Here is a 3,942-nt window from a genome sequence, read left to right on the forward strand (position 1 = left end):
GCAGAAAGGCTTGAAATTAGCATGCAATTGCAGCAGCAACCGCCAGTTACTGTCATCCGGCCAACCATCGCCTTGGAAAAAATAGGGTACTCCCCCAACTTTATCGCCGTCAACTTCATCGTTGTAGGCTTTCTGCTTATCCTTAGTGAGCAAGAGGTAGGACTCGGAATCGAGAAATTCGGGGTCCTGGGCTTCTTGCAACTGAGGGATGCCTTCATAAGATTCGCCATTGTCATCCCACAGCGTTGGTCCGTTAGCCAATGGGGCTGTATCTATCAGAAGCTCGCCTCCGGGCTGGATAATGATCGCATTTTCACCACCATCCGGGTCGATAATATCAGGATCAAAGAAGCCTTCCTCCATATTTTGCGCATGTGTAACAAAGAGATAGGCCATCAGGGGCTCAGGAACTTTTGGTGTGGGGAAAAGTTGCGGGTTCAGCTCTATCTGACCGATAAACATCATCGGGCRCTTGTCCCACCCGCTGCTAAGCGGCCATTGCGGTTCTGTTAGCCACACTGGCTGTCCTCCGAATTTCGTTATGGGAGTCCGGATCGGTTCACTGGCGCGGGTAAAACTGTCGATCTTGTATTTCTTCATTATTATCATATCCCTTCGTTCTGGCATAACATTATTATAATGGATTCACGCTATTATTGTTCTTCCATTGAATCGTAACAAGTTTGTTATCAATCAGGATTGGAAAGCAGGACGTGTTGAACATTCATCTGGCTTTACTTCGTGACCAAACTACCCTTGCAAAGGTCATTTCCAAAAATCAGGTAAAAAGTAGGTAGACTCAGGACAAACGATCACTATAATGGAAATAACAAACATACATAAGAAAGCGATTATGCCATATATGAAGCTCAAAAAGTTGTCATGTACGTAAGTAAAAGCAACGAGAACTGGATCAGCGTACTCCACGATTATTTTGTATGGGGCACGGTGAAGAAGGTCGGCAATGCGTGTCCCGGCTTATCGAGGAGCCAGTGATGACTACCTGCGAGAAGCGTTGGATATCCATAATGAAGATTTTGACGACTTCATAAGGATTACGAGTCCTTATCAAGCCGTAGATAAGCTGTCGGAAATTTTAGATGGAGATTATTTTCATGGTGACTTCAACTGTGTTTATTATTCAAAACGACATAAGGATAGCAATCTTCTAGGAGGGATTATGTTGCAGCAGCTCTTTAACGATATGATTAAGCAGGACGTAAAGCCGTTCCTTTCCAAGCGTGGCTTCGCAAAGAAGAGTTTGAATTTCAATAAGACAACAGAAAGCCTCATCTACATGTTCAATTTCCAAAAATCCTCTGGCAATGCAGCGGACAATGTAATGTTTTATGTGAACTGCGGTATTTATGCAGCGGAGTTGGCACAGATACAATCGAGAGAGATTCTGACAGCACCCCAAGAAGTGGAGTGTCACTTCAGAGCAAGAATTGGGGGAATTGTTGAGTCTGCCCCAGATCGATTTTCAATCACTCCTGATACGAATATGGATGATTTAAGAAAAATGCTGCTAAGTGGATTAGAAGATGTTATTCATTTCTATGATACGATGACCAGCGCCAGATCCCTTGTTGATTATTACACTTCAGGTCCATATTTACATCTGGGCGAAGAGAGCTTTCATTTGCTATTGCAATCCAATGATGTAGCAGCGGCTAAACATTATTTGAAGGCGTTGCAGGAAAAGTACGGAACAGAGACGCGATGGACCATATTCGAAAATAAATACGAGGCTATCTTCAATAAATACGGAGTCGAATTTGATAAGCTTAGTTGTTGCCGTTGATTATTGGGATAATCTTTAGATCATCCTGTACGGCAAACTGTGTTAGATTGGCTATAATTTATAGCTTTAATGAGTTTGAAGGAAGGAATTGCTATCAATGATCATCGCTGTCGATGTGTATTATGAGGAAAATAAAGCGAAGTCAGTGGGGGTTATTTTTCAATGTTGGGAAGATTCTAAACCACTCGAAGTCATCATGTCTTATACGGAAAACCCTCACGAATACGAAACGGGTTCTTTCTATAAACGAGAGCTTCCTTGCATACAGGAACTGTTGAAACTTACTGATATAAACCAAATACATACCATTGTTGTAGATGGCTACGTGTACTTAAACAATGAGAAAAAGCCCGGGCTTGGACATTATGTTTACACAAATTTTTCAGGGAAAATTCCAGTGATCGGTGTTGCAAAAAGTGCCTTTCACGACAATGAAGTCTTTGTCAAAAAGATTTACCGAGGCAACAGCTTCAAGCCTTTGTATATAACCTCTGTCGGCATGGAACTAGCAGTTGCTGCCGAGCACATACAGAGTATGTACGGAGAATACCGATTTCCGCATTTGCTGAAATTGCTGGATAAGCAAACGAAGGAAGCCCGGCTATAATCAACAGGGGGATTCAATATGTTGTTTTGGAAGAAAGAAACGCAACTTGATCGAATAAAAAACAAACTCGAAAAGGCCATGCGCAAAGATACGGGTTTTTTGGTGTTTGGAGCATCCTCACACAAATACAGGGTTTATGAAAAGCTTACAGCAAAAGAGCTTGAGGACTGGCAAGCAAAGAATCAGGTCACACTCCCGGAGCCTTATATGCAGTTTTTAACGAAAGTCGGAAATGGAGGTGCCGGGCCGTATAACGGGATTTATTCGATTGAAGAGGCAACTTCCAATACCGGAAATGCACTTACTACAAAATGCGTTCTGCACCCCAGATTGACAAAAGAGGAATGGAACCATCTGGTCGAGCCCCTGATCAATGATGAGGACATCTCCGACCTGGAATACGACGCCGTCCGTGATAGGGTGATGGGCGGCATGTTGTGCATTGGCACACAAGGCTGCGAATACGATATGTATCTCGTACTTGAAGGGAAACACAGGGAAAAAATCGTTTACACTTCAGATTTTTATCCTGATCATCCCTTTTTCTTTGTCTATGAAGACAACTTTCTAGACTGGTATGAGCGCTGGCTGGACGAAATTATTCTGGATTATGATATCGCGTGGTTTGGCAGCAGAATGCCGGGCGATGAAAATGCGTTGATACAGGTTTATCAAAACGCCCCAAACGAAGAAATCAAATCAAAAGCGCTTGATGGAATGTTCAAGTTTAAGAAAATTTCGCAGCCAACCATTGATTTTTTAAAAAGCGTTACTGAGCAAAGACAAAATGATCGCACCACAGCCATTCAGCTAATCTGCAAAACCTCTGTTGACGCGGGAAGAGACTTTCTTCTCGAGCTGTTGCATTCTGAAAGAAATGAGGATTTTTTACAAGCTTTAAACATTCTGAACTGGTACGGTAAATCTTTTGATTTAGCGGAATTTATAAAAGTGATATTGCAAAGTCTTGACAGGGTTCACGACCCGGAAACGTTACGTCATGTGGGGTATGTTTTGGAATCCTCCGGCTCGATTACACTCCAAAACTTTGCGCCCTTTTTGTGCCACACCGACTCGAATATACAAACTGCCGCAATCTATGCCACACGCAATTGCAATGACAAATCTGAAAGTTGGGAAACCATTGAACAGATGTTAATGGGTGGCGACCAGGAGGTTCTGAAAAACTCTATTCTATTTTGGGGCATTATTCCTCATACGAAGTTACTGCCTTATTATAAGGCTGCATGGCCGGAATACAAAAGCAAAGATAATTTCAGGGAAAAATTTATAGGTTGTTTGAAAGAATTAAATTTGACAGATGATTATTTTGACAAAGAATAATTTATCTACTCAATTCCCATACAATGCGGATGCATGACCATAGATCGAACTTTCAAGAGTACGTTGACCGCAAATGAATTTACGGTACTATGGCATGATATGAAAGGACGATTGCTGAATGATGAACCGTTACACCAAGGAGACCGCCGGACAGCTTTGTCCGTACTCCGGATGGCACGTCCGCACG

4 protein-coding genes are annotated in these 3,942 nt (G+C 42.5%); 3 read left to right on the forward strand and 1 reads right to left on the reverse strand.

Annotated features, from left to right (window positions below; genetic code table 11):
• The coding region (locus AC1DWB_RS31905) for a DUF1963 domain-containing protein (RefSeq protein WP_477545124.1) at nt 1–600 on the reverse strand (600 nt) is incomplete at its 3' end.
• A 364-nt stretch (nt 601–964) separates the two neighbouring features.
• Here AC1DWB_RS31905 and AC1DWB_RS31910 point away from each other — a divergent pair.
• The 3 genes from AC1DWB_RS31910 to AC1DWB_RS31920 all read left to right on the forward strand — a co-directional run bounded on the left by AC1DWB_RS31910 (nt 965) and on the right by AC1DWB_RS31920 (nt 3,755).
• Nucleotides 965–1,804: a DUF4304 domain-containing protein gene (locus tag AC1DWB_RS31910; protein WP_477545125.1), complete on the forward strand. Its 840-nt coding sequence runs from the start codon at nt 965–967 to the stop codon at nt 1,802–1,804.
• Nucleotides 1,805–1,901: 97 nt separating this feature from the next.
• The gene (locus AC1DWB_RS31915; protein ID WP_477545126.1) at nt 1,902–2,411 is read left to right on the forward strand and encodes an endonuclease V; all 510 of its coding nucleotides are present in this window, start codon (nt 1,902–1,904) and stop codon (nt 2,409–2,411) included.
• 18 nt (nt 2,412–2,429) lie between these two features.
• Entirely contained in the window at nt 2,430–3,755 is a 1,326-nt protein-coding gene (locus AC1DWB_RS31920; protein WP_477545127.1) for an SMI1/KNR4 family protein, read from the forward strand.
• Nucleotides 3,756–3,942 lie beyond the last annotated feature (187 nt).

The sequence above is a fragment of the Paenibacillus sp. P4_E11 genome, assembly GCF_056401635.1.

Coding starts and splice junctions, on each gene's coding strand:
- AC1DWB_RS31910 (WP_477545125.1), top strand. CDS start 965: ATGCGTGTCCCGGCTTATCGAGGAGCCAGTGATGACTACCTGCGAGAA.
- AC1DWB_RS31915 (WP_477545126.1), top strand. CDS start 1,902: ATGATCATCGCTGTCGATGTGTATTATGAGGAAAATAAAGCGAAGTCA.
- AC1DWB_RS31920 (WP_477545127.1), top strand. CDS start 2,430: ATGTTGTTTTGGAAGAAAGAAACGCAACTTGATCGAATAAAAAACAAA.